The 24,404-nt window shown below is 61.6% G+C and carries 22 protein-coding genes; 18 read left to right on the forward strand and 4 right to left on the reverse strand.

The window, feature by feature from the left end; all coding sequences use genetic code 11:
* Positions 1-121 precede the first annotated feature (121 nt).
* The 5 genes from queA to secF all read left to right on the forward strand — a co-directional run bounded on the left by queA (position 122) and on the right by secF (position 5,546).
* A complete protein-coding gene (gene queA, locus KEM63_RS02975) occupies positions 122-1,168 on the forward strand; it encodes a tRNA preQ1(34) S-adenosylmethionine ribosyltransferase-isomerase QueA (RefSeq protein ID WP_223654727.1) in 1,047 nt (348 codons plus the stop codon).
* Positions 1,169-1,176: 8 nt separating this feature from the next.
* Positions 1,177-2,295 carry a tRNA guanosine(34) transglycosylase Tgt gene (tgt, locus tag KEM63_RS02980; RefSeq protein ID WP_223655799.1) on the forward strand — a complete coding sequence of 373 codons (1,119 nt, stop codon included), beginning with the start codon at positions 1,177-1,179 and terminating at the stop codon, positions 2,293-2,295.
* 54 nt (positions 2,296-2,349) lie between these two features.
* Positions 2,350-2,685: a preprotein translocase subunit YajC gene (yajC, locus tag KEM63_RS02985; protein ID WP_093391397.1), complete on the forward strand. Its 336-nt coding sequence runs from the start codon at positions 2,350-2,352 to the stop codon at positions 2,683-2,685.
* Positions 2,686-2,749: 64 nt separating this feature from the next.
* Entirely contained in the window at positions 2,750-4,621 is a 1,872-nt protein-coding gene (secD, locus tag KEM63_RS02990; protein WP_223654728.1) for a protein translocase subunit SecD, read from the forward strand.
* Between the two features lie 10 nt (positions 4,622-4,631).
* Positions 4,632-5,546, forward strand: coding sequence for a protein translocase subunit SecF (gene secF, locus KEM63_RS02995; RefSeq protein WP_223654729.1), 915 nt, complete (start codon positions 4,632-4,634; stop codon positions 5,544-5,546).
* A gap of 128 nt (positions 5,547-5,674) precedes the next feature.
* On the opposite strand, the gene suhB is transcribed toward secF, so the two are convergent.
* Positions 5,675-6,490 carry a type III secretion system regulator SuhB gene (suhB, locus tag KEM63_RS03000; RefSeq protein ID WP_223654730.1) on the reverse strand — a complete coding sequence of 272 codons (816 nt, stop codon included), beginning with the start codon at positions 6,488-6,490 and terminating at the stop codon, positions 5,675-5,677.
* A 136-nt stretch (positions 6,491-6,626) separates the two neighbouring features.
* Here suhB and trmJ point away from each other — a divergent pair, with 136 nt between their 5' ends.
* The 12 genes from trmJ (at position 6,627) to der (ending at position 18,640) form a co-directional block, all read left to right on the forward strand.
* Positions 6,627-7,406, forward strand: coding sequence for a tRNA (cytosine(32)/uridine(32)-2'-O)-methyltransferase TrmJ (gene trmJ, locus KEM63_RS03005; protein ID WP_223655800.1), 780 nt, complete (start codon positions 6,627-6,629; stop codon positions 7,404-7,406).
* 4 nt (positions 7,407-7,410) lie between these two features.
* Positions 7,411-8,235: a serine O-acetyltransferase gene (cysE, locus tag KEM63_RS03010; RefSeq protein WP_223654731.1), complete on the forward strand. Its 825-nt coding sequence runs from the start codon at positions 7,411-7,413 to the stop codon at positions 8,233-8,235.
* The gene (locus KEM63_RS03015; protein WP_223654732.1) at positions 8,235-9,389 is read left to right on the forward strand and encodes an IscS subfamily cysteine desulfurase; all 1,155 of its coding nucleotides are present in this window, start codon (positions 8,235-8,237) and stop codon (positions 9,387-9,389) included. The genes cysE and KEM63_RS03015 overlap by 1 nt, the downstream gene beginning before the upstream one ends.
* Positions 9,390-9,512: 123 nt before the next feature.
* Positions 9,513-9,944, forward strand: coding sequence for a nucleoside-diphosphate kinase (ndk, locus tag KEM63_RS03020; RefSeq protein WP_223654733.1), 432 nt, complete (start codon positions 9,513-9,515; stop codon positions 9,942-9,944).
* Between the two features lie 33 nt (positions 9,945-9,977).
* Entirely contained in the window at positions 9,978-11,135 is a 1,158-nt protein-coding gene (gene rlmN, locus KEM63_RS03025) for a dual-specificity RNA methyltransferase RlmN (protein WP_223654734.1), read from the forward strand.
* Between the two features lie 15 nt (positions 11,136-11,150).
* Positions 11,151-11,912, forward strand: a complete 762-nt coding sequence (gene pilW / locus KEM63_RS03030) for a type IV pilus biogenesis/stability protein PilW (protein WP_223654735.1) — start codon at positions 11,151-11,153, stop codon at positions 11,910-11,912.
* Complete coding sequence (locus KEM63_RS03035) at positions 11,909-12,880, forward strand: RodZ domain-containing protein (RefSeq protein ID WP_223654736.1); 972 nt, start codon at positions 11,909-11,911, stop codon at positions 12,878-12,880. Before pilW ends, KEM63_RS03035 begins: the two co-directional genes overlap by 4 nt.
* Before the next feature lie 2 nt (positions 12,881-12,882).
* Positions 12,883-13,995 (forward strand): flavodoxin-dependent (E)-4-hydroxy-3-methylbut-2-enyl-diphosphate synthase, encoded by a 1,113-nt coding sequence (gene ispG / locus KEM63_RS03040; RefSeq protein WP_223655801.1) that lies wholly within the window; start codon positions 12,883-12,885, stop codon positions 13,993-13,995.
* Between the two features lie 11 nt (positions 13,996-14,006).
* Positions 14,007-15,287: a histidine--tRNA ligase gene (hisS, locus tag KEM63_RS03045; RefSeq protein ID WP_223655802.1), complete on the forward strand. Its 1,281-nt coding sequence runs from the start codon at positions 14,007-14,009 to the stop codon at positions 15,285-15,287.
* 38 nt (positions 15,288-15,325) lie between these two features.
* Positions 15,326-15,964: a YfgM family protein gene (locus KEM63_RS03050; RefSeq protein WP_223654737.1), complete on the forward strand. Its 639-nt coding sequence runs from the start codon at positions 15,326-15,328 to the stop codon at positions 15,962-15,964.
* Positions 15,965-15,972: 8 nt separating this feature from the next.
* Positions 15,973-17,109: an outer membrane protein assembly factor BamB gene (bamB, locus tag KEM63_RS03055; RefSeq protein ID WP_223655803.1), complete on the forward strand. Its 1,137-nt coding sequence runs from the start codon at positions 15,973-15,975 to the stop codon at positions 17,107-17,109.
* 88 nt (positions 17,110-17,197) lie between these two features.
* A complete protein-coding gene (gene der / locus KEM63_RS03060) occupies positions 17,198-18,640 on the forward strand; it encodes a ribosome biogenesis GTPase Der (RefSeq protein WP_223654738.1) in 1,443 nt (480 codons plus the stop codon).
* Between the two features lie 72 nt (positions 18,641-18,712).
* Here der and leuA read toward each other — a convergent pair whose 3' ends face one another.
* From leuA to xseA, 3 genes are all read right to left on the reverse strand, one after another.
* On the reverse strand, positions 18,713-20,383 hold the full coding sequence (leuA, locus tag KEM63_RS03065) for a 2-isopropylmalate synthase (RefSeq protein ID WP_223654739.1): 1,671 nt from the start codon (positions 20,381-20,383) through the stop codon (positions 18,713-18,715).
* 192 nt (positions 20,384-20,575) lie between these two features.
* Positions 20,576-21,400: a M23 family metallopeptidase gene (locus KEM63_RS03070; RefSeq protein WP_223654740.1), complete on the reverse strand. Its 825-nt coding sequence runs from the start codon at positions 21,398-21,400 to the stop codon at positions 20,576-20,578.
* Positions 21,401-21,406: 6 nt separating this feature from the next.
* The gene (xseA, locus tag KEM63_RS03075; RefSeq protein ID WP_223654741.1) at positions 21,407-22,789 is read right to left on the reverse strand and encodes an exodeoxyribonuclease VII large subunit; all 1,383 of its coding nucleotides are present in this window, start codon (positions 22,787-22,789) and stop codon (positions 21,407-21,409) included.
* A gap of 130 nt (positions 22,790-22,919) precedes the next feature.
* Here xseA and guaB point away from each other — a divergent pair, with 130 nt between their 5' ends.
* Complete coding sequence (gene guaB / locus KEM63_RS03080) at positions 22,920-24,389, forward strand: IMP dehydrogenase (RefSeq protein WP_223654742.1); 1,470 nt, start codon at positions 22,920-22,922, stop codon at positions 24,387-24,389.
* The last annotated feature ends 15 nt before the right edge of the window (positions 24,390-24,404 follow it).

Genomic DNA, 24,404 nt, shown 5'->3' on the forward strand with positions numbered 1-24,404 from the left:
GCTTTTGCCAAGCCGGCGCGGAGTATACGAATCCGTCCCTGCTGCGGTCAATGCATTCGTAGAGACCTTCGATCATTTGGGCTACCATATGCGGCTTTTCATCCAGGCGGTACCCATCCCCATGCGAGTCAGTGATTTCCGCTTCGATCTGCCCGACGAGTTGATCGCCCGGCATCCTTTGCCGGAGCGTAGTGCCAGCCGGCTGTTATGCCTGGACGGGCCCAGCGGCAATACGGCTCACAAGCAGTTTGTCGATCTGCTGGATCACCTGCGCGCCGGCGACCTGATGGTGTTCAACAATACCCGGGTGATTCCGGCGCGATTGTTCGGGCGCAAGGAAACGGGTGGCCAGGTGGAGATTCTGGTCGAGCGGGTGCTGGATGCATTTCGCGTACTGGCCCATATCAGAGCCAGCAAGTCGCCCAAGCCGGGCAGCAGGATTCTGTTCGACGGCGAGGCGACGGCCGAGATGGTAGCTCGACACGATGCACTGTTCGAACTGCGTTTCGAACAGCCGGTGCTGGCGCTGATGGACAGGGTAGGGCATATGCCCCTTCCGCCCTACATCGACCGGCCTGATGAGGGTGCCGATCGCGAGCGCTACCAGACCGTGTATGCCGAGCGTGCCGGCGCGGTGGCTGCGCCGACGGCCGGGTTGCACTTCGACAAGCCGCTGCTCGAGGCAATCCGTGAGAAGGGCGTGAGCATCGCGCATGTCACGCTGCATGTCGGGGCGGGCACCTTCCAGCCGGTACGCGTCGAGCGGATCGAAGATCACCATATGCACAGCGAGTGGCTGGAAGTCGACGAGGCTGTGGTCGAGGCGGTGAAGGCGTGCAAGGCGCGCAATGGACGTGTCGTGGCCGTGGGTACTACCAGTGTCCGCTCGCTTGAGACTGCCGCCCGAAACGGTGAGATCCGTCCCTTCGCCGGCGACACCGACATCTTCATCTACCCCGGGCGCCCCTTCCATGTAGTCGACGCGCTGGTGACCAATTTCCATCTGCCGGAGTCGACCCTGCTTATGCTGGTCTCCGCCTTCGCCGGCTACCGCGAGACACTGGCGGCCTATCGGCAGGCGGTGGAACAGCGCTACCGCTTCTTCAGTTACGGTGATGCCATGTTCATCACCCGCAATCCGGCAGCGACCGGACCCGAGGACGTTTGATGAGTCACATGCAGTTCGAGTTGCTTGCTACCGACGGCCGCGCCCGTCGCGGCCGGCTGACCTTTCCGCGCGGCGTGGTGGAGACCCCGGCGTTCATGCCGGTGGGCACCTACGGCACGGTCAAGGGCATGCTGCCTAGAGATGTCGAGGCGATCGGCGCGCAGATCATCCTTGGAAATACCTTTCACCTCTGGCTGCGGCCGGGGACCGAGGTGATTCGCGCACACGGTGATCTGCACGATTTCATGCAGTGGAAAGGTCCGATCCTGACCGACTCCGGAGGTTTTCAGGTGTTCAGCCTGGGCGCGATGCGCAAGATCAAGGAAGAGGGCGTGTACTTTTCGTCGCCGGTGGACGGCGCCAAGGTGTTCATGGGGCCGGAAGAATCGATGCAGGTCCAGCGTGATCTCGGCTCGGACATCGTGATGATCTTCGACGAATGCACACCCTATCCCGCCGATGAAGACACTGCCCGCCGATCGATGGAGCTGTCATTGCGCTGGGCCCGTCGCTCGAAGGTGGCCCATGGAGACAATCCGTCGGCGCTGTTCGGTATCGTCCAGGGCGGTATGCATCGGGATCTGCGGTTGCGATCGCTGGAAGGGCTGAACGAGATCGGCTTCGATGGGCTGGCCATTGGCGGGTTGTCGGTCGGCGAGCCGAAGGAGGAGATGATCCGGGTTCTGGATTTTCTGCCCCCGCATATGCCGGCAGACAAGCCGCGCTACCTGATGGGCGTTGGCAAGCCCGAGGATCTGGTTGAAGGCGTGCGACGCGGCGTCGACATGTTCGACTGCGTCATGCCCACCCGCAATGCGCGCAACGGCCATCTGTTCACCGATGCGGGCGTGGTCAAGATTCGCAACGCGACTCACCGTCACGACACCTCGCCGCTGGATTCCAGTTGCGACTGCTACACCTGCCAGAACTTCTCCCGAGGCTATCTGCACCATCTGGACAAGTGCGGCGAGATGCTCGGCAGCATGCTCAATACCATACATAATTTGCGACATTATCAGCGCCTGATGGCCGGTTTGCGCGGTGCCATTCAACAGGGTACATTGAGCGCCTTTGTGGATGACTTCTACGCAAAACTCGGCCTGCCGGTCCCACCGCTCGAGGCTTGAAAAGCGTCACGGAAGCCCAATTTCGTCTTGCGAATCATAAAACAGGAGTAACACATGAGCTTTTTCATCCCGGCCGCCGTGGCACAGACCGCCGAAGGTGCAGCTGCGCCCATGGGCGGTGGTTTCGAGTGGATTTTTCTGATCGGTTTTCTGGTCATCTTCTATCTGATGATCTGGCGTCCGCAGGCCAAGCGCGCCAAGGAACACAAGAACCTGATCGGCGGGCTGAGTGCTGGTGATGAGGTGGTAACCGGCGGCGGCATCCTTGGCAAGGTCAAGAAGGTCACCGACGAGTTCGTCGTGCTCGAAGTGTCCGACGGCCAGGAGCTGAAGTTCCAGAAGGGCGCCATCGTCGCCTCGTTGCCCAAGGGCACGCTGAAAGCGATCTGATCTCTCCGATAATCACCGTTTCCGGGCGCCCTTGCAGGCGCCCGGATTGTTAGCGGGCTACCCAATGCTCAATCGTTACCCCCTGTGGAAATACCTGCTGATCGTCGTTGTACTGGCGCTCGGTGTGATCTACGCACTCCCCAATTTGTATCCTGACGATCCGGCCATCCAGATTTCCGGAGCCAGCTCGACGCAGGTCATGGACGAGGCCGACCTGCAGCGCGCTAGCAGTGCGTTGGCTGGTGCCGGCATCGAGGTCAAGGGCACCGAAGTCGGTAACAACGGCCGCTCCGGCCTGATCCGATTGACGCGCCAGAGCCAGCAGCTTCCGGCGCAGGATGTCATCCGCCGTGAACTCGGGCAGGACTACGTCGTCGCACAGAACCTCGCGCCGACAACGCCTGACTGGCTGCGTAGCATCGGCGCCGGGCCCATGAAGCTCGGTCTTGACCTCTCCGGCGGCGTACATTTTCTGCTCGAGGTGGACCTTGAGCGAGCGATCAGCAATCGCGTCAACGTCTATGAAAGCGAATTGCGCAGCCTGCTGCGGGGCGAGCGGGTGCGTTATCGCAGCATGCCCAGTCAGGGCAACACGCTGCAGTTCGGTTTCGAGTCGGAAGACGAGCTGAATCAGGCGCGTCGTGTCATCAGCGCCCAGTACAATCAGTTCCAGCTTGGCGAAGCCACCCGCGAAGGTCTGCAGATCCTCCGTCTCACCCTGACCGACGCCGAGATGGCTGAAATCCGGGAGTACTCGGTCCGGCAGAACCTGACTACGGTGCGCAACCGGGTCAACGAGTTGGGCGTTGCCGAGCCGCTGGTTCAGCGCCAGGGTGCCAACCGCATCGTGGTGGAGTTGCCTGGCGTGCAGGACACCGCCGAAGCCAAGCGTATCCTCGGCAAAACCGCAAACCTCGAGTTCCGGCTGGCTGCCGAGCAGAACGCGCCGCGTGCCACTACCGAGAGTTTCGAGTTTCGCGGCGGCGAAGGCCGCCCGCCGGCTGACGTCGAACGCAGTATCATTCTGACCGGTGATCAGGTCACCGATGCGCAATCCAACTTCGACGAGAACGGTCGTCCGCAGGTGAACATTCGCCTGGACGGGCACGGCGGCGAATTGATGACCCGTGCTACGCGGAACAACATTGGGCGTGGCATGGCGGTACTGTTCATCGAGCAGCGCCAGATCAGTCGTGAGGTCGAGCAGGAAGTCGATGGTCAGATGCAGATCGTCGAAGTCCCTGGTTTCGTCGAAGAGAAGTCGATCATCAGCCTCGCCACCATCCAGAGCACCCTGGGCAACCAGTTTCGCATTACCGGCCTGGATTCTCCGGCCGAAGCATCCGAGCTGGCGCTGCTCCTGCGCGCCGGTGGCCTCGCGGCGCCGATGTATTTCGTAGAAGAGCGCACCATCGGTCCGAGCCTCGGCGCGGAAAACATCGCCAAAGGCGTAACGGCCACGCAGGTCGGCTTCCTGCTGGTGCTGGTGTTCATGCTGATCGTGTACAAGGCATTCGGCGTGATCGCCGGTATCGCACTGTCGTTGAACCTGGTGCTGCTGCTGGCGCTGATGTCCCTGCTGGGCGCAACTCTGACGCTGCCGGGTATCGCCGGTATCGTTCTGACCCTGGGCATGGCAGTGGATGCGAACGTGCTGATCTTCTCCCGCGTAAAGGAAGAAATCGCGTCAGGGGTGTCGGTGCAACGGGCCCTTCATGAAGGCTTCGACAAGGCGTTTTCAGCGATTCTCGACGGTAACCTGACAACCTTGCTGGTGGGGGTGATCCTCTTCGCAATGGGTTCGGGTCCGATCAAGGGCTTCGCCGTAACCCTGTCGCTGGGGATCATTACGTCAATGTTCAGCGCCATCATGGTCTCCCGGGCCATGGTGAACCTCACCGTCGGTGGGCGCGATATCAAGAAGCTGTGGCTGTGAGGGCTGAACCATGATCGTCAAGAACACCATCAATTTCATGGGGCTGCGCAAGTTCTTCTACGCAGTCGCCGTGGTGCTTTTCATTGGCTCCATCGTCAGTCTGGCGATCAAGCAACTCAATCTGGGTCTGGATTTCACTGGCGGCGCGCTGGTCGAGCTCAACTATGAGGAAGCCGCCGATCTGGAGTCTATTCGTCAGACCTTGCAGCAAGCCGGCTGGGACGACGCGGTGGTGCAGAACTTTGGTGCGTCGACCGACGTGCTGATTCGTCTGGCCAGCGACGACCCCGACCTCGGCAGCGAGATCGCTCGCCTGATCCAGCGTGAAGACGCCGGGGAGGTCACGGTCAAGCGGGTCGAGTTCATCGGGCCGCAGGTCGGCGAAGAGTTGCGTGATCAGGGTGGTCTGGGGCTGCTGCTGGCGATGGGCGGGATCCTGCTCTACGTCTCGCTGCGGTTCCAGATGAAATTCGCCGTCGCCGCCATCGTGGCGCTGGTGCACGACGTGATCTTCACGCTTGGATTCTTTGCGTTCTTTGGCCTGTCGTTCGATCTGACCGTGCTGGCAGCGCTGCTGGCGGTGATCGGTTACTCGCTGAACGACACCATTGTGGTGTTCGACCGGGTGAGGGAGAACCTGCGCGTCATGCGCAAGACCGATCTGGTCGAAATCATCAACGTGTCGACCACGCAGACACTCGGCCGGACCTTGGCAACATCATTGTCCACGGTGCTGGTGCTGCTTGCGCTGTTCTGGTTCGGCGGCGAGAACATCCACGGCTTTGCCACCGCGCTGCTGATCGGCGTCGGTATCGGCACCTATTCGTCGATCTACGTGGCGAACGGCCTGCTCGTGACCATGAAGCTCACTCGCGAGGATCTGATTCCGCCGCAGGTGGAGGAAGCGGTGGACGAGCGGCCGTAAGACCCGACCCGCCATCGCAGGAGGCTCGAGGCTGAAGGCTGAAAGAATCGATGCGTATTTCAGTCTTCAGCCTTCCAGCCTCACAAAAAAGCCCCGCTCTGCGGGGCTTTTTGTTCGATACGAAGGCTTTATCGCTTCATCGCCGGCGTCAGGTGCGGCTGTATCGCGGTAAGTACCGCCTTGAAGCACTTCGGGTTGCCGGCAACGATATGGCCCTTTTCCAGGTACTGGTGGCCGCCGGTGAAGTCGCTGACCAGTCCGCCCGCTTCCTGGATCAGCAGCGTGCCTGCCGCCATATCCCATTCAGCAAGACCCGACTCCCAGAACGCATCGAAGCGGCCGGCCGCGACGTAGGCCAGGTCCAGGCTGGCGGCGCCGGCGCGGCGTATGCCTGCAGTCTGGCCTACCAACGCGCGGAACATGCCCAGATAGTTGTCCAGACCGTCCAGTTGATCATCGCGGAACGGGAAGCCCGTTCCCAACACCGCGCCTTCCAGGCTCTTGCGCGGACTGACACGAAGACGCTTGCCGTTGAGGGCGGCGCCGCGACCACGACTCGCGGTGAATTCCTCCTGGCGAATCGGATCGAGTACGACCGCATGTTCGATGCGACCCTTGATACGGCAGGCGATGCTCACTGCATAATGGGGCATACCGTGGATGAAGTTGGTGGTGCCATCCAGCGGGTCGATGATCCATACCACATCTGCGCCTTCACCGCGGCCTGGCTGGAAGCCGGACTCCTCGGCGTGGATGCCGTGATCGGGATAGGCCTTGCGCAGCTGTTGAACGATCGTCTGCTCGGCGGCACGGTCTACCTCGGTGACGTAGTCCTTTGCGTCCTTTTCATTGATGGTCAGAACATCGAGGCGGTCTGTGGAGCGATAGATCAGTTCTCCAGCGCTGCGCGCGGCGCGCAGGGCGATGTTCAACATGGGCTGCATTGCGGAAATCTCTGTAAAGGAACACGAAAAGCCGGAAATTGTAGCAGACATGCTGTCCGACTTGTATGCGTCATGGTCATTGCGCGCTGGCTTTTGTAAGATGCACGGTTCTTTCACACCCATGGCCGAGGGTACGCTGTTGGACAGAGTTCGCGTGGTATTGGTGAACACCAGTCATCCGGGGAATATCGGCGGCGCCGCCCGGGCGATGAAAAACATGGGGATTTGCGAGCTGGTACTTGTCGACCCCGAGCGCTTCCCGGACCCCGATGCCCGCGCGCGCGCGTCTGGCGCCGACGATGTGCTCGAAGGCGCGCGCATCGTCGCGACGCTGGAAGAGGCGATCAGCGACTGTGTACTGGTGCTCGGAACCAGTGCGCGTGATCGTCGAATCCCCTGGCCGGTGGTCGACCCGAGAGAGGCCGCAACACTGGTGCTCGATCAGCTTGACGAGGTGTCCGATGCGACCGTTGCCCTGGTTTTCGGTCGTGAAGACTCCGGGCTTACGACCGACGAGCTGCAGCGCTGCCAGTACCATGTGCATATTCCGTCCAATCCGGATTTCAGCTCGTTGAACCTGGCAGCCGCAGTTCAGGTGCTGTGCTACGAGCTTCGCATGCTCGAGTTGCAGCGCGCCGGCCAGCCGACCAAGATGAAGAAGACCGAGACCACCTCCATCCAGAACGAGATTCCGGCGACGGCGGAAGAGATGGAGCGCTTTTATGCACATCTTGAGCAGGTTCTGGTTGAAATCGGCTTCCACGACCCTCAGAAACCCAGGCAGTTGATACCCCGTCTGCGCCGGCTCTATGGGCGCATTCGCCCGAACCAGGTGGAAATGAACATTCTGCGCGGTATCCTGACCGAAACCCAGAAGGCCATCGGCGTCCAGGCGTCCGGTGAGCGGAGACGTTAAACAAATGTTCCAGCGCATGAAGGAAGACATCGCCAGTGTGTTTCACCGGGATCCGGCCGCCCGAAACACGCTCGAGGTGCTGTTCTGCTATCCGGGGTTGCATGCCATCTGGATCCACCGGCTGAGCCACTGGCTGTGGCTGCACGAAGCGCGGCTGCTGGCGCGCATGCTGTCGAATTTTGCGCGCTGGATGACGGGCATCGAGATCCATCCCGGCGTGAAGTTGGGGCGACGCTTCTTCATCGATCACGGCATGGGTGTAGTGATCGGCGAGACCGCCGAGATCGGCGACGACGTCACCATCTACCAGGGCGTGACGCTTGGCGGGACGAGCTGGGGCAAGGGCAAGCGCCATCCGACTCTGGAGCATGGCGTTGTCGTCGGCGCCGGGGCCAAGGTGCTGGGCCCCTTCACGGTGGGTGCCGGGGCCAAGATCGGTTCGAATGCGGTCGTCACCAAGCCGGTTCCTGCCGGGGCAACGGCCGTGGGCATTCCTGGTCGGATCATCGTCAAGGAGGCTGTGGGCGAACAGGGTGAGCAGACCGTGCGGCGCCAGGCAATGGCCGAGAAGCTCGGCTTCGACGCCTATGGCGTGACCAGCGATATGCCTGACCCCGTGGCGCGGGCGATCGAGCGCATGCTTGATCACATGCACGCGGTCGACAAGCGGATGGAGGGCATGTGCAATGCCCTGAGCGAACTCGGCAGCGATTACTGTGCCAAGGACCTGCCCCGGTTGGACGATCACGACTTCGACATGCTCAAGAGCGATGCAGCCCCGGCTGAAGATCTCACTGCACCGGTCGACGACACGCAGGCCAAGCACTGATGAGATTGCCCATCTATCTCGACTACGCCGCCACCACACCGGTTGACCCCCGGGTCGCCGAAAAGATGATGGGGTGCCTGACGCTGGACGGTAATTTCGCCAACCCTGCCTCGCGCTCTCACATCTATGGCTGGAAGGCGGAAGAGGCGGTAGAAGCAGCGCGCCGACAGGTGGCCGACCTGGTCGGCGCCGACCCGCGGGAAATTGTCTGGACCTCCGGCGCGACCGAATCCAACAATCTGGCGATCAAGGGCGCTGCGCATGCGCTCGCCAGCCGCGGTCGCCATCTGGTGACCTCGCGTATCGAGCACAAGGCTGTGCTCGATAGTTGCCGGCAACTGGAGCGCGAAGGGTTCGAGGTCACCTATCTCGATCCCGGCCCGGACGGCATCGTCACGCCGGAGGCGCTTCGCGATGCGTTGCGCGAAGACACCGTTGTCGTCACCCTGATGCATGTGAACAACGAAATAGGTACGGTGCATGATCTCGCCGCGCTGGGCGCAGTGGTGCGCGAGCACGGGGCGCTGTTTCATGTCGACGCAGCGCAGTCCACCGGCAAGCTCGGCATCGATCTGCAGGCACTGCAGGTCGACATGATGTCCTTCAGTGCACACAAGACCTACGGCCCCAAGGGCGTGGGCGCGCTGTATGTGCGGCGCACGCTGGACGTTCGTCCTCAGGCGCTCATCCACGGTGGCGGTCACGAGCGAGGCATGCGGTCAGGCACGCTGCCCACGCACCAGATCGTCGGAATGGGGGAGGCCTTTGCCCTGGCCGGTACCTCGATGCATGACGAATGCGATCGGATTGCCGGGTTGAATCGGCGATTCATGGAGGGGCTGCGGATGCTGGAAGGCGTCGAGCTCAACGGCAGCGCGACGGAGCGGGTTCCGCACAATCTCAATCTGGCCTTTGCCGGTGTAGATGGCGAGCTGTTGCTGCTGTCGCTCAAGGATCTGGCACTGTCAACAGGTTCGGCCTGCACCTCGGCAGCTGTAGAGCCCTCTTATGTGCTGCGCGGGATCGGTCTGTCCGACGAGCGGGCCCACGGTTCGCTACGCATCTCGCTCGGGCGTTTCACGTCTGCCGACGAAGTGGACGAGGCAGCCTGCATTCTCTGTGACGTGGTCGGACGTCTGCGGCAGAAATCCTGATCGCGCCCCCGATCGCCCTCGATGTCAGGGCTGTTACGCATTTGTAGTCAACCTGCGTATAATCCGCAGGTTAACAATCTCTTGTAACCTTCTATCCTGTCTAATAACTGTCTGGAGAGTTTTATGGCTGTTGAACGCACATTGTCCATCATCAAGCCCGATGCCGTTGCCAAGAATGTCATCGGTCAGATCGTCAGCCGCTTCGAGCAGGCTGGTCTGCGCGTTATCGCGGCGAAGATGGTCCAGCTGTCCCAGTCGGATGCCGAAGGCTTCTACGCCGAGCACAAGGAGCGTCCGTTCTTCAAGGATCTGGTTGCGTTCATGACGTCCGGCCCGGTTGTCGTTCAGGTGCTCGAAGGTGAGGGCGCGGTACTGAAGAATCGTGATCTGATGGGCGCGACCAACCCGAAGGAAGCAGCATCGGGCACCATCCGCGCGGATTTCGCCGAGTCGATCGATGCCAATGCCGTACATGGCTCTGATTCCACTACCTCGGCTGCCCGCGAAGTAGCGTATTTCTTCGCCGAAACCGAACTCTGCCCGCGTACTCGCTAAGGCCGGGCCTGACTCTGGAGTGATGTCATCCTCATGACCGATACCGTTGCCAAGACCAATCTGCTGGGTCTGACTCAGCCGAAAATGGAGGCTTTCTTCGAACAGATCGGAGAGAAGCGTTTCCGTGCCGGTCAGGTGATGAAATGGATCCATCACTTCGGCGTTTCCGATTTCGACGAGATGACCAATCTCGGCAAGGCACTGCGCGAGAAGCTCAAGGCTCAAGCCGAGATCCGTGGTCCGGAAATCGTCAGTGAAGATATTTCCAAGGACGGCACGCGCAAGTGGGTGGTGCGTGTCGCCTCGGGTAGTTGTGTCGAGACGGTGTACATTCCACAGAATGGTCGCGGCACCCTGTGCGTGTCGTCCCAGGCCGGATGCGCGCTGGACTGCAGTTTTTGCTCGACAGGCAAACAAGGTTTCAACAGCGATCTCACCGTGGCCGAGATCATCGGCCAGGTGTGGGTCGCCAACAAGTCCTTCGGGACCGTGCCGGCCAAGGTTGATAGAGCGATCACCAACGTGGTGATGATGGGCATGGGTGAGCCGCTGCTGAATTTCGATAACGTCGTCGATTCCATGAATCTGATGATGGACGATCTGGGCTACGGCATTTCCAAGCGCAAGGTCACGCTGTCGACATCGGGCGTGGTGCCGATGATCGACAAGCTCGCAGCCGTCACGGACGTTGCGCTGGCGCTCTCCCTGCATGCTCCGAATGATGCGTTGCGCAACGAGCTGGTGCCGATCAACCGCAAGTATCCGCTGAAGATGCTGCTGGCATCCTGCAACGCGTATATCGCCGGGCTGGGCGAAAAGCGGTATCTGACTATCGAGTACACGCTGCTCAAGGATGTGAACGATCAGCCCGAGCATGCTGAACAGCTGATTGAGCTGCTGCGCGAAACACCCTGCAAGATAAATCTGATTCCGTTCAACCCGTTCCCACACTCGGGTTACGAGCGACCGAGCAATAATGCGATTCGGCGCTTCCAGGACATGTTGCATCGGGCGGGTTACAACGTGACCGTGCGCACCACCCGCGGTGAGGATATCGATGCCGCCTGCGGGCAGTTGGTCGGACAGGTCGCCGACCGCACGCGGCGCAGTGAACGCTATATCGCGGTGCGTCAACTTGCGGCTGACGGCGCACCTGCCGTGGCGCAGTCTGCATCCAGTCGCCAGGTCTGATGGGATGATACGGACATGATCAAACCAATGCTTGCGGTAGGGATGCTCAGCCTGGTGTTGACGGGTTGCATGACTACCACCACCGGTGAGAAGCCGCGCAAGACGGATCCGAACGCCGCGCGAGACTCGTATATCCAGCTGGGCATCGGGTATCTGCAGGAAGGCGAGACCGAGCGCGCCAAGGCGCCGCTTAGCGAAGCGCTGAAGCTGGATCCGCGTTCCTCGGCTGCGCATACCGCGTTGGCACTGGTATTTCAGCAGGAAGGCGAAGACACGTCGGCCGAGCAGCATTTCCGTGCGGCTCTGGCAGCCGAGCCCGACAGTGCTCGCATCCTGAATAACTACGGAGCGTTTCTGCTTGCCCAGGAACGTTACAACGAAGCGTTACAGCAGTTCGAGAAAGCCTCGCGCGACACCCTGTACCGGGAGCGCTCGCGGGTATTCGAGAATCTTGGTCTGACGCATTCTCGGATGGACAATACCGAAGCTGCCAAGGCAAGCTTCGAGCGAGCGCTCAGGCTGAACAGCCGCCAGCCGCTGGCGTTGCTGGAGCTGGCCAAGATCGAGTTTCAGCAGCAGCATTACGTACCTGCCTGGGAATACTATCGCCGCTTTACCCAGTTGTCGGGCCAGACCGCTTCCAGCCTGTGGCTGGGTGTGCAGTTGGCCCGTCGGTTCGAAGACCACAACCGGGCTGCGAGCTATGCATTGCAACTGCGCCGCCTCTATCCTGCAAGTCCCGAGGCCAGGGCGCTCAAAGCGTCGGAGTCATCATGAACTCAGAACACATTGATTCGGCAGCGGGCGTCAACGACGCGCTGCGTTTCGCCAACCCGGGTGAGGCCCTGCGCAACGCGCGGGTGGAGTGCGGCCTGACCGCCGCTCAGGTAGCCGAGGCGTTACGGCTCACGCCCAGAACCCTGGATCACATCGAGACCGGGCAGTTCGACCGGCTTCCCGGCGACACCTTCGCCCGCGGGTACATTCGCGCCTATGCGCGACTGCTCAAGCTCGATCCCACTGAATACGTGCTGGCCTATGACCGTCAGATGGGGATTCAGGAGCGTGAACGTCCTGTCAACGGCATCAGCAAGGTAGCGCCTCAGCCCCAGTCCAGCCGTCTGTGGGTACGGGGCACCTCTGCTGCCATGATGCTGGCCGTCATCGGCTGTGGGGTATGGTGGTTCAGCGCCGAGCAGCGTTCCGAGCCTGCGACCGTCGCCACCAGCGCCGACGATCTGCTCGAGGATGTCCAGATCGACTCCCTCCCGCCACCGGTGCCGATTCCGGGCATCCAGCGCGCCAACCTGGCGTTGGTGGACGAGCCCGTCGTACCCGCTGAAAGGGTCAGCTTCAGCGAAGCTGCGCCGGTGGCGGATGCCGCCGTGCAGGACCAGCCCGTCAGTGCTGCCGCAGTCGAACCGCCTTCATCACCAGTTGCCACGCCGAGTGCCGACCCGGCGCCCGCCGCAGTGGCGACCACGGCAAGTGTCGATGGCAGGACGCTGCAGATGAGCTTCAGTGACAATTGCTGGGTGCAGATCAGTACGCTGGAAGGCAAGGTCGTACACAGCGGTTTGATGCAGGCAGGACAGAGCATTGCAATTCCGCAGGACGGTCCGCTTCAGGTGGTCATCGGCGCAGTTGAAGCGGTGCAGTCGATCCAGCTCGCCGGCGCGCCGGTGCAGCTCCCGAGCAACAAGCAGTCCGGCGTGGTGCGTCTGCGTCTGGACGAGCGGGGTTGATGATGCACCAGTCTTCGCCGGTAAAGCGTCGGGTATCACGTCAGATCAAGGTCGGCTCGGTTCTGGTCGGCGGCGATGCGCCGATCTCTGTTCAGAGCATGACCAACACCGAGACCTGCGATGTGGCCGCTACCGTGGCCCAGATCCAGCGCCTGGAAGCGGCCGGAGCGGACATCGTACGTGTATCGGTCCCCAGCATGGAAGCGGCGGAGGCGTTCGGCAAGATCCGTCAGCAGACGTCCATGGCGCTGGTGGCGGACATTCACTTTGATTACAAGATTGCTCTGCGGGTTGCCGAGCTTGGCGTCGACTGCCTGCGCATCAATCCAGGCAATATCGGCCGCGAAGACCGCGTTCGCGCTGTCGTCGACGCGGCGCGGCATCATGGCATTCCGATCCGCATCGGCGTCAATGCCGGTTCGCTGGAAAAGGATCTGCAGAAAAAATACGGCGAGCCGACGCCCGAGGCGCTGGTGGAGTCCGCGTTGCGCAATGTCGAGCACCTCGACCGTCTTGATTTCCAGGATTTCAAGGTCAGCGTGAAGGCCTCCGACGTTTTCATGGCAGTCGGTGCCTACCGTCTGCTGGCCAGCCAGATTGTCCAGCCGTTGCATCTGGGCATCACCGAAGCGGGCGGGCTACGCTCGGGTACGGTCAAGTCGGCAGTCGGCCTGGGCATGTTGCTGGCCGAAGGGATCGGCGACACCATCCGCATCTCTCTGGCCGCTGACCCGGTGGAAGAGATCAAGGTCGGTTTCGATATTCTGAAGTCGTTGAGGCTGCGTTCTCGGGGTATCAACTTCATCGCCTGCCCGAGTTGTTCACGGCAGAACTTCGACGTGGTCAAGACCATGAACGAGCTGGAGTCGCGTCTGGATGACGTCCTCGTTCCGCTTGATGTTGCGGTGATCGGCTGCGTCGTAAACGGGCCGGGCGAAGCCAGAGAGGCTGATATCGGTCTGACTGGCGGAACGCCCAACAACCTCGTGTACGTCGATGGCGCCCCGGATCAGAAAGTCGACAACGACAATCTGGTGGACCGCCTGGAGCAGATGATTCGTGAGAAAGTGGCCGCAAAGCTGGCGCTGGACGCCAACACGATTGCCCGCGGCTGATTAAGGAAAGTATCTTGAAGACCCTCCAAGCCGTACGCGGCATGAACGATATCCTGCCCGCAGACAGCGCCCTCTGGCAGTACCTCGAACGCACGGTGGCCGAGCTGCTGGGCAGTTACGGCTACCAGCAGATTCGCCTGCCGATCGTCGAACCTACCGAGCTGTTCAAGCGTTCGATTGGCGAAGTCACCGACATCGTCGAAAAGGAGATGTATACCTTTGCCGATCGTAACGGCGATTCGCTGACCCTGCGCCCGGAAGGAACTGCCGGGTGCGTTCGGGCGATGCTCGAACACGGTTTGCTCGGCGGTGGCCTGAGCCACAAGGTCTGGTACACAGGCCCGATGTTTCGCCATGAAAGGCCGCAGAAGGGGCGTTACCGCCAGTTTCATCAGATCGGCGTGGAAACCTTCAACCTCACCGGTCCGGATATCGACGCAGAGTTGATCATTCTCAGCTGGCGGCTGTGGAAGAAGCTTGGACTCGACCAGGCCGTTACCCTTGAGCTCAACAGCCTGGGTACCAGCGCGGACCGCTCGCGCTACCGCGATGATCTGGTCAGCTATTTGCGGGAGCGTTTTGACAGCCTGGACGAGGACAGCCAGAGGCGTCTCGACAGCAATCCGTTGCGCGTGCTGGACAGCAAGAATCCTGACACGCAGGCGCTGCTGGTCGATGCACCAAAGCTCGCGGATTATCTGGATGAGCAGGCGCGCGCGCATTTCGAGGGATTGCGCGCGCTGCTCGACGCTGCCGGCGTGCCTTACGTTATCAATCCGCGCCTGGTACGGGGGCTGGATTACTATGGCCTGACGGTATTCGAGTGGGTCACCGATCGTCTGGGCGCTCAGGGTACCGTTTGCGCAGGCGGACGCTACGACGGGCTGGTGGAGCAGCTTGGGGGCAAGCCGGCTCCGGCAGTGGGTTTCGCCATGGGCATGGAACGGTTGTTGCTGCTCATCGAAACGCTGGAACAGGTTCCAGAGGCCCTTGCCCGCCAGGTCGATGTGTATCTTGTCACGCTGGGCGAGTCAGCGGCTACCGCGGGATTCCGTCTTGCCGAGCAGCTGCGCGATGCCTTGCCTGGGCTGCGACTGGTAGTGCATTGTGGCGGCGGCAGCTTCAAGAGTCAGTTCAAGAAGGCTGACAAGTCGGGCGCACTTTACGCGCTCATCCTCGGAGAAAACGAGGCTGCCGAGGGCAAGGTGGGGCTCAAACCCCTACGCGCCGAAGGCGAACAGGAAAATCTCGGCTGGACAGACGTTCCGGCGCGACTGGCAGAATTGATTTAGCGATTCCAGGCGCCTCACGGCGCAGCAAGGAGTGTTAGGTGGACCGGACAGAAGAAGAACAGATCGAACATATCAAGGATATGTGGCGTCGCCACGGGATGCCGATCCTCCTGGGTGCTGGCCTGGCTCTGGTGGCAGTAGTCGGCTGGAAGGCCTGGGTGAATCACCAGGAATCCCAGGCTGCGAGCGCTTCGAGTGCCTACCAGACCATGCTCGAGACGATTCTCACGGCTGAAAACGAAGCAGCCAAGACGCGCGCGGCGGAGCTTGCCCAGCAGTTGCGAGAAGACTACGGCAGCACGCGGTATGCCGAATTCGCAGGTCTGATGCAGGCCCGCCTGGCCGTCGAGGCCGGCGACTTTGCAGGTGCCGAAACCGTGCTGAATGACGTCATTGGGTCCACTGACGATGCGGCACTCGCCGAGATCGCACGTCAGCGTCTGGCCCGAGTACTGGCTCAGCAGGATCGCGCCGACGAGGCGCTGAAGCTGTTCGACGCAGAAGTGACCGGTCTGCTGCGTGCGGGGCGAGAAGAAGTACGCGGTGATCTGCTGGTCACGCTTGGTCGCGACGATGAAGCGCGCGAAGCCTATCAGGCCGCCATAGAGGCGACCGAAGACCCGCGCAATCGTCCGCAATTGCAGTTGAAGCTCGATGACCTGGCGGAGGAAGCCTAGTGAAGCGGATGTCCCGATTGTTCGTTGTCGGCCTGGCCGCTGCGGTTCTGGCCGGCTGCGGCTCGTCGAGCAAGAACGAGCTGCCGCCAGCGGAGCTTGAAAAATTCGACGCGGAGGTCGAACTCGACCGTGTGTGGAAGCGCAACATCGGCGTTGGCCAGGGCAAGTTGTACAACACGCTGGTCCCGGCGCTGGATGGGCTGCGTCTGTACGCCGCCGACGCCCGCGGTCGAGTCGTTGCCATGGATCGCGACGACGGTTCGGTTGCCTGGCAGGTCAAGCTCAAGGAACCGCTGGCCGGTGCAGTGGGCACCGGGGGCGGACGCGTGCTGGTCGGAACGCTGGATGGTGAAGTCATCGCTCTGGACGAGGAAGACGGCAGCGAGATGTGGCGCGCCACGGTGTCCAGCGAGGTGCTGGCGCCACCGCAGTCAAATGGTGACGTGGTCGTTGTTCAGACGCAGGACGACAAGCTGTTTGCCCTCGATATCAGCTCTGGCGAGCGGCGCTGGTTGTACGAGTCGACCCAGCCGGTGCTGACCGTTCGCGGCCACAGTACGCCGGTAGTCGATCTGCGTCAGGTGTACGCCGGGCTGTCCAGTGGACGTCTGGTGTCACTGGCCGCCGAGAACGGCATTCCGGTATGGGAACAGGCTATCGCGCAGCCCAAGGGTCGCTCCGAACTGGAGCGGATGGTCGATATCGATGGCGACCTGGTCCTGGACGACGGCACCCTGTACGCCGCCTCCTTCCAGGGCAATCTGGCTGCGCTGGATGCGGAGTCCGGCACGCTGCGCTGGCAACACAAGGCTTCCAGTCATGGCGGGCCGGCGGTGGGCTTCGGCAGTGTTTACATCGCCCACGCCGATGGTGTGGTGGAAGCGATCGACCAGGGGCGCGCTAGCAGCCTGTGGCGCAACGAGGATCTCCAGCGTCGCCGTCTGACGGCGCCGGTCACCTTCAGCAGTTATGTTGCCGTGGCAGATTTCGAAGGATACGTACACCTGCTGGCACAGACCGATGGTCGTCTGGTCGGCCGGGTACGCGTCGATCGCAAGGGCGTGCGTGTTGCCCCGATCGTCGTCGGCGATACTCTCTATGTGTTCGGTAACAGCGGCGACCTGGTGGCGCTGAAACTGGACTGATCGCGAAACAGGTTATACTTTCCCGGCCGCTGCGCATTGGTGCAGCGGCCGTTTTGTTTTCAGGCACTTTTAGGTGCGCGGAGTAATCATGGTTCCTGTCATTGCCCTGGTGGGGCGGCCGAATGTCGGCAAGTCCACGTTATTCAATCGTCTGACCAAAAGTCGTGACGCAATCGTGGCGGACGTCGCCGGGTTGACCCGTGACCGTCAGTACGGTGAGGCGCAGTGGCAGGGTCGGACCTATATCGTTGTCGATACCGGCGGTATCAGCGGCGACGAGCAGGGCCTGGACATGATCATGGCGGGGCAGTCGCTGCAGGCCATCGAAGAGGCCGATGCCGTGTTGTTCATGGTGGACGCGCGCGCCGGCCGCACCCCGGGCGACGAGCTGATCGCCGAACATTTGCGCAAGCGCGACAAGCGGACCTTTCTGATTGCCAACAAGCTCGACGGCGCCGACCAGGATTCCATCATGGGCGAGTTCGCCCAACTGGGCCTTGGTGACCCGCTGGGTATTGCCGCTGCGCACGGTCGCAACATCAATCCGATGCTCGAAGTCGTACTCGGCGAAGAGGGCGTTACCAGTCCGGACCTGGACGAGAACGGCGAGCCGGTCGAGCGGCTGGTGGTCGAGCCGATCGGTACCAAGATCGCGGTCATTGGTCGACCCAACGTCGGCAAGTCGACACTGGTCAATCGCATGCTCGGAGAGGATCGGGTGGTGGTCTTCGACCAGGCGGGCACCACGCGCGACAGTATCTACATCCCCTACGAGCGGCACGACAAGCCCTATACGCTGATCGACACCGCAGGTGTGCGCCGGCGCGGGAAGGTGTTCGAGGCGATCGAAAAGTTCTCCGTGATCAAGACACTGCAGGCGATTCAGGACGCCAACGTGGTGATCTTCGTGGTCGATGCGCGCGAGGGTATCGTCGAGCAGGATCTGCATCTGCTCGGCTTTGTGCTTGAGGCCGGCCGCGCGCTGGTCATCGCCATCAACAAGTGGGACGGGATGGAGGATCGCGAGAAGGAATTCGTCAAGACCGAGCTACAACGGCGCCTGATCTTCGCTCAGTTTGCTGATCAGCACTTCATTTCCGCTCTGCATGGCAGCGGCGTCGGCCTGCTGTACAAGTCGGTAGACAAGGCCTTTGAAAGCGCGATGACCAAGATCCCGACGCGCCGGATGACCGAAATTCTTGAAGCGGCAGTGGCCGAACATCAGCCGCCTCTGGTCAACGGACGGCGGATCAAATTGCGCTACGCGCACCTGGGTGGCTCCAACCCGCCGATCATCGTGGTGCACGGCAATCAGGTCGACTCCGTCCCGCGTTCGTATACCCGTTATCTGGAAAACACCTTTCGCAAGGTGCTGAAGATCACCGGTACGCCGATTCGCATCGAATACAAGAGCGGTGATAATCCGTTCGCCGAACGCAAGAACAAGCTCACCGAGCGTCAGGTCAACAAGAAGCGCCGTCTGATGTCGCATCACAAGAAGGCGGAGAAGAAGCGCAAGGACAAGCGCTGAGTTCAGTTCTGACTTGGTTCTGACAAAAAAACCGGCGCACTGGCGCCGGTTTTTTTACCGGTGCCGGAGGATTCAGGCCGCCTGTTGCCCCGCCTGGCGTGCCGCCCGATTCAGCGCGCTGAACAATGCCCGGAACGACGCGGTGGTCAGGTTCTCGTCGATCCCGACGCCATACAGCGGCCGGGCACCTTCCACGCGAATCTCGATATAGGCAGCGGCTTTGGCATTGGTCCCGGAGCCGATCGAATGTTCGTGGTAATCCATGATTTCCACGGCGCCTGGCAAGCCTGCCACCAGTGCTTCCAATGGTCCCTTGCCGAGCCCACGCCAGTGCTGGGTTTCACCGTTGACCAGCACTTCGACATCGACGGCGCTGGTACCATTTTCTTCCTGCAGGCGATGGCGAATCAGCGCATATGGACTGGCTGCCTGGAGGTATTCACGATCGAGCAGCTGGTGAATCTGGCTGGCGGTCATTTCCAGGCCAAGACGATCCGTCTCGCCCTGGACCACCTGGCTGAATTCGATCTGCATGCGCCGCGGCAGGCTGATGCCGTACTCGGTTTCAAGCAGATAGGTGATGCCACCCTTGCCGGACTGACTGTTGACGCGGATGACGGCCTCGTAGCTACGGCCGATATCAGCCGGATCAATCGGCAGATACGGGACTTCCCAGAGGGCGTCCGGCTTCTGCTGAACGAAGCCCTTGCGGATGGCGTCCTGGTGCGAGCCGGAAAAGGCGGTGTGCACCAGGTCGCCCACGTAGGGATGACGCGGGTGTACCGGTAACTGATTGCACTCTTCCACCACCTTGCGCACAGCATCGATGTCGGAGAAGTCCAGCTGCGGATGGATGCCCTGCGTGTAAAGGTTCAGTGCAAGGGTCACCAGGTCCACGTTGCCGGTGCGCTCGCCGTTGCCGAACAGGCAGCCTTCGACACGGTCGGCACCGGCCAGCAGGCCGAGCTCGGTTGCTGCGACGCCGGTGCCGCGATCGTTGTGCGTGTGCAGGCTCACCAGCACGCTGTCTCGACGGCTGACGTGACGGCAGAACCATTCGATCTGGTCTGCGTAGTGGTTGGGCGTAGCCACCTCCACCGTTGCGGGCAGGTTGAGAATCACCTTGTTGTCCGGTGTGGGTTGCCACACATCCAGCACGGCATCGCACACCTGCACGGCGAAGTCGAGTTCGGTCGATGTGAAGATTTCCGGCGAGTACTGGAATGTCCAGTCGGTTTCAGGCTGCCGCGCCGCCAGCTCGCGAATCAGGCTCGCCGCGTTGACGGCAATGTCGATGACACCCTGCTTGTCCTGATTGAACACGATCCGGCGAAAGCTCGGCGCGGTAGCGTTGTAGACGTGGACGATCGCGCGCCTGGCTCCGCGCAGGGACTCGAAAGTACGCTCGATCAGATCCGCGCGCGCCTGCGTCAGCACCTGAATGGTTACGTCATCGGGAATGTGGCCATCTTCGATGAGCGTGCGCACGAAGTCGAAGTCCATCTGCGAGGCGGAGGGAAAAGCCACTTCGATCTGCTTCACTCCAACCTGCACCAATGTCTGGAAGAACCGCAGCTTTTTCGCAGGATCCATCGGTTCGATCAAGGACTGGTTGCCGTCACGCAGGTCCGAGCTGCACCATATCGGCACCTCGGTGAGGGTGCGCGATGGCCATTGCCGGTCAGGGATATCAACGGGCTGGAACGGGCGGTATTTGCTGGAGGGATCTTTGAGCATGCTCATGAGGTGCTTTCCGGTGCGGCGTCTTGTGAACGCAAAAAAGTGTGGATGCCGCTACACTATCGGTCGCAGGAAAACCTTGCAAGAAGATCGAAAAATTTGCAATAAACACGCGCTGATGCCCGGCGTACTTTACTTGTATGTCCAGAAAGCGCTGGTTGTTGGGTAGTAATTGCTCAGCGGGAAGCGCCTCGATTACTTGAACGTACCTATGAAGATCGCCGGATCGACCCGCGCGTCGTTCAGACTGACATTCCAGTGCAGGTGCGGGCCAGTGGCTCGGCCCGTAGCGCCAACCTTGCCTAGATGCCCACCGCGAACGACTTCGTCACCCACCTTCACGTCAATGGCCGAGAGATGGCAGAACATGCTGATGAGACCCTGGCCATGGTCGACAAACACCGTCTTGCCGTTGAAGAAATAATCACCGACCAATATCACACGTCCGGCAGCCGGGGCCTTGATCGGCGTCCCGGTTGGCACGGCGAAATCCAGCCCGGAGTGCGGGTTGCGTTCTTCACCGTTGAAAAAGCGGCGTAGCCCGAAGGCGCTGGACAGACGTCCGTCGACAGGTCGGTCGAACAGCAGATTGCTTGGTTGCCTGGCGCTGAACTGGCGGTACGCTTCCAGTTGCTCCTCAAGCTCACGTTGTATGCGCTTTAGCCGCGCCGCATCCGGGTTGACCTGTTGCTGATTACGCAGGGTGATGTGCTGCGACGCATATTCGCGCGGCTGGACGGTGAAATTCAGGCGCTCGCCAGTGTCGCTCTCGATGTGTTCGGTTCCGGGCTTCACCGTCAGAGGGATGCCGACGATGGCGATCCAGCGCTTATCGTCTTCGCGAACCGTCAGAACCGGCTTGCCCTGATAGCGGACTCTGGCTGGGGTGTCGGCCTCCGCTAGCGGTACGACGGCCACGCCGCCTGGTACCGGCTTGTTCAATAGCCGGGTGATGAAACCTTCGGCACAGACCGGAAGGGAAAGACAGGCAAACAGAGCGGCAATCAACAGACGATTCATAAGGACTCAGTCGAGCAGGGAAAGGGTGTGCGGTTCGTCCGGGTCGTTCTCTACACGCACCGTCAGGCGCCCATCGCTCAGGCGCGCTTCGAGACGCTGTCCGACCTGCACGTCGGCATGACTGCGAATCGCGTGGCCGCGCTGATCGAGCAGGATGCTGTAGCCGCGGCCGAGCGTGGCCAGCGGGCTGACCAGATGGAGCGTCTGCGCTGTGTTGTCGAATTGGCGCCTGGTCTGCGTCAGCCGCTGGGCAATGGCCCGCGGCAGTCTGGCGGCGAGCGGATCGAAGCGTTGCCGGAGCAGGGTAATGCGGTGGCCGGGGTGCCTCGCCTGAAGCCGCGCGCTCACACGCGCAAGGCGCTGCTCCAGTTGGGCGAAACGGTGCGTCTGGGCACGTTTCAGCCGCAACTCCAGGTCGTCCAACCGTTGCGCCTGCTGGGCGAGCCGCTCGCCGGGGTGACGCAGCCGCTTGCGCAGGCTGTCGATCAGGGTCTGCTCACGCTTCAGTCGCTCACGCATGCAGTGTTGCAGCTGGCGCTGCGCGCGTTCGACCTGCAACAGCATGGTGCGCTGGTCCGGGCTCAACAGTTCTGCGGCCGCCGACGGGGTAGGAGCCCGGACGTCCGCAGCGAAGTCACTGATCGAAACGTCGGTTTCATGGCCGACGGCGCACACGGTGGGTGTTATGCAAGCTGCGAGCGCACGGACGACGATTTCTTCATTGAAGGGCCAGAGATCCTCGAGGGAGCCGCCGCCGCGGGCCATGATCAGCGCGTCAAAACCGGCCCGGTCGGCGAGCTCCAGCGCGCGTACGATTTGAGGTGCCGCATCACGACCCTGGACCGGGGTCGGCACGATGACCAGCTCGACGAACGGAGCGCGCCGCTGAAACACGCTGATGATGTCCCGCACGGCTGCGCCGCTGGGGGACGTCACCACGCCGATACGCCGCGGGTGGCCGGGCAACGCCCGCTTGCGCTCGCTGGCGAAGAGTCCTTCTTCCTTTAGTCTGGCCTTCAGCGCTTCGAACGCCTGCCGCAAAGCGCCGTCGCCGGCGGGCTCCAGACTGTCGACGATCATCTGATAGTCGCCGCGGCCTTCGTAGAGACTGACCTTGCCCCGGGCACGCACCAGCTGACCGTCGCGAAGATCAAGACGCACGCGCTGGGCGTGCTGCCGGAACAACGCACAGCGAACCTGAGCCTTGTCGTCCTTGAGGGTGAAGTACAGGTGTCCGGAGGAGGGCCGCGACAGGTTCGACAGCTCGCCCTCGACCCACAGCCGAGGAAACACGTCTTCCAGCAGCGATCGCGCACGCGCGTTGAGCTGGCTTACGGTGAGCACTTCACGTTCGGCGCCCAGGCGCTGAAATATCGCATCGTCATTCATCCTGCCATGTTAGCCTCAAGCCCCGGCGTAGCGAAACCGAATCACGTTGTCGCCGATGAATACAATTGAGTGCGCATCGGCTGACAGGTATAATGACGCGCTTCCATTTTCCCGCTCGGGAGCGCCAGTCATGCTGCGTATTAGCCAAGAAGCCCTCACCTTTGACGATGTCCTGCTGGTACCCGGTTACTCCGAGGTGCTTCCCAAGGACGTCAGCCTCAAGTCCCGGCTGACCAGGCGTATCGAACTCAATATTCCCCTGTTGTCTGCGGCCATGGATACCGTGACCGAAGCCCGCCTGGCCATCGCCATGGCGCAGGAAGGCGGCATGGGCATCATCCACAAGAACATGACCATCGACCAGCAGGCCGCCGAAGTCCGCAAGGTCAAGAAGTTCGAGTCCGGCGTGGTGAAGGACCCGATCACCATCGACGCCAGCGCGACGGTTGGCGAACTGGTCGAGCTGACACGGCAGAACAACATCTCCGGTGTTCCGGTGCTCTCCGCTGGCAATCTGGTGGGCATCGTCACCGCCCGGGACGTGCGCTTCGAGACTCGCATGAACGCGTCGGTCAGCGAAGTGATGACACCCAAGGACAAGCTGGTTACGGTAAAGGAGGGCGTCAGCGCCGCCGAGGTCCGCGAGCTCCTGCACCGCCACCGCATCGAGAAGGTGCTGATCGTGGATGACGCCTTCGTTCTCAAGGGCATGATGACGGTCAAGGACATCGAGAAGGCCCGCGCCTACCCCAGCGCCGCCAAGGACGACCAGGGCCGGTTGCTGGTCGGTGCTGCTGTCGGCACTGGCCAGGACACGCCGGAGCGCGTCGCCGCACTGGTGCACGCCGGTGTCGACGTGATCATCGTGGATACCGCCCACGGTCATTCCAAGGGTGTGATCGATCGTGTGCGCTGGGTCAAGGAGACGTACCCCGACATTCAGGTCATCGGCGGCAACATCGCGACCGCCGCGGCGGCCAGGGCACTGGTTGACGCCGGCGCCGATGCGGTCAAGGTCGGTATTGGCCCGGGCTCGATCTGCACCACCCGTATCGTCGCCGGCGTTGGCGTGCCGCAGATTTCGGCGATTGCCGATGTCGCCGCTGCGCTGGAAGGCACTGAAGTGCCGGTGATTGCCGATGGCGGCATCCGCTTCTCCGGCGATCTGTCCAAGGCGATTGCTGCCGGCGCTTCGGTGGTCATGATGGGTTCGATGTTTGCCGGGACCGAAGAAGCCCCGGGCGAGGTTGAGCTGTTCCAGGGGCGTTCATACAAGGCCTACCGCGGTATGGGGTCGATGGGTGCAATGGCTCAGAGCCAGGGTTCGTCGGATCGCTACTTCCAGGACTCCTCGGCCGGTGCCGAGAAGCTGGTTCCTGAAGGTATCGAAGGACGCGTGCCGTACAAGGGCTCGCTGGCAGCGATCCTCCATCAGTTGATGGGCGGTCTGCGCGCCTCCATGGGTTACACCGGTTGCATGAACATCACCGAAATGCGCACCAAACCGCAGTTCGTGCGGATCACCGGCGCAGGCATGAGCGAGTCGCACGTCCACGATGTGCAAATCACCAAGGAAGCGCCGAATTACCGCGTCGGTTGAAACTCATTCGCTGTA

Source organism: Halopseudomonas nanhaiensis (assembly GCF_020025155.1).
In the GTDB taxonomy this organism is placed as follows: domain Bacteria; phylum Pseudomonadota; class Gammaproteobacteria; order Pseudomonadales; family Pseudomonadaceae; genus Halopseudomonas; species Halopseudomonas nanhaiensis.

What these genes read in the sequence shown, in the direction of transcription:
- queA (WP_223654727.1), top strand. Translation starts at nt 122, where the DNA reads ATGCGAGTCAGTGATTTCCGCTTCGATCTGCCCGACGAGTTGATCGCC.
- tgt (WP_223655799.1), top strand. Translation starts at nt 1,177, where the DNA reads ATGCAGTTCGAGTTGCTTGCTACCGACGGCCGCGCCCGTCGCGGCCGG.
- yajC (WP_093391397.1), top strand. Translation starts at nt 2,350, where the DNA reads ATGAGCTTTTTCATCCCGGCCGCCGTGGCACAGACCGCCGAAGGTGCA.
- secD (WP_223654728.1), top strand. Translation starts at nt 2,750, where the DNA reads ATGCTCAATCGTTACCCCCTGTGGAAATACCTGCTGATCGTCGTTGTA.
- secF (WP_223654729.1), top strand. Translation starts at nt 4,632, where the DNA reads ATGATCGTCAAGAACACCATCAATTTCATGGGGCTGCGCAAGTTCTTC.
- suhB (WP_223654730.1), bottom strand. Translation starts at nt 6,490, where the DNA reads ATGCAGCCCATGTTGAACATCGCCCTGCGCGCCGCGCGCAGCGCTGGA.
- cysE (WP_223654731.1), top strand. Translation starts at nt 7,411, where the DNA reads ATGTTCCAGCGCATGAAGGAAGACATCGCCAGTGTGTTTCACCGGGAT.
- KEM63_RS03015 (WP_223654732.1), top strand. Translation starts at nt 8,235, where the DNA reads ATGAGATTGCCCATCTATCTCGACTACGCCGCCACCACACCGGTTGAC.
- ndk (WP_223654733.1), top strand. Translation starts at nt 9,513, where the DNA reads ATGGCTGTTGAACGCACATTGTCCATCATCAAGCCCGATGCCGTTGCC.
- rlmN (WP_223654734.1), top strand. Translation starts at nt 9,978, where the DNA reads ATGACCGATACCGTTGCCAAGACCAATCTGCTGGGTCTGACTCAGCCG.
- pilW (WP_223654735.1), top strand. Translation starts at nt 11,151, where the DNA reads ATGATCAAACCAATGCTTGCGGTAGGGATGCTCAGCCTGGTGTTGACG.
- KEM63_RS03035 (WP_223654736.1), top strand. Translation starts at nt 11,909, where the DNA reads ATGAACTCAGAACACATTGATTCGGCAGCGGGCGTCAACGACGCGCTG.
- ispG (WP_223655801.1), top strand. Translation starts at nt 12,883, where the DNA reads ATGCACCAGTCTTCGCCGGTAAAGCGTCGGGTATCACGTCAGATCAAG.
- bamB (WP_223655803.1), top strand. Translation starts at nt 15,973, where the DNA reads ATGTCCCGATTGTTCGTTGTCGGCCTGGCCGCTGCGGTTCTGGCCGGC.
- der (WP_223654738.1), top strand. Translation starts at nt 17,198, where the DNA reads ATGGTTCCTGTCATTGCCCTGGTGGGGCGGCCGAATGTCGGCAAGTCC.
- leuA (WP_223654739.1), bottom strand. Translation starts at nt 20,383, where the DNA reads ATGAGCATGCTCAAAGATCCCTCCAGCAAATACCGCCCGTTCCAGCCC.
- KEM63_RS03070 (WP_223654740.1), bottom strand. Translation starts at nt 21,400, where the DNA reads ATGAATCGTCTGTTGATTGCCGCTCTGTTTGCCTGTCTTTCCCTTCCG.
- xseA (WP_223654741.1), bottom strand. Translation starts at nt 22,789, where the DNA reads ATGAATGACGATGCGATATTTCAGCGCCTGGGCGCCGAACGTGAAGTG.
- guaB (WP_223654742.1), top strand. Translation starts at nt 22,920, where the DNA reads ATGCTGCGTATTAGCCAAGAAGCCCTCACCTTTGACGATGTCCTGCTG.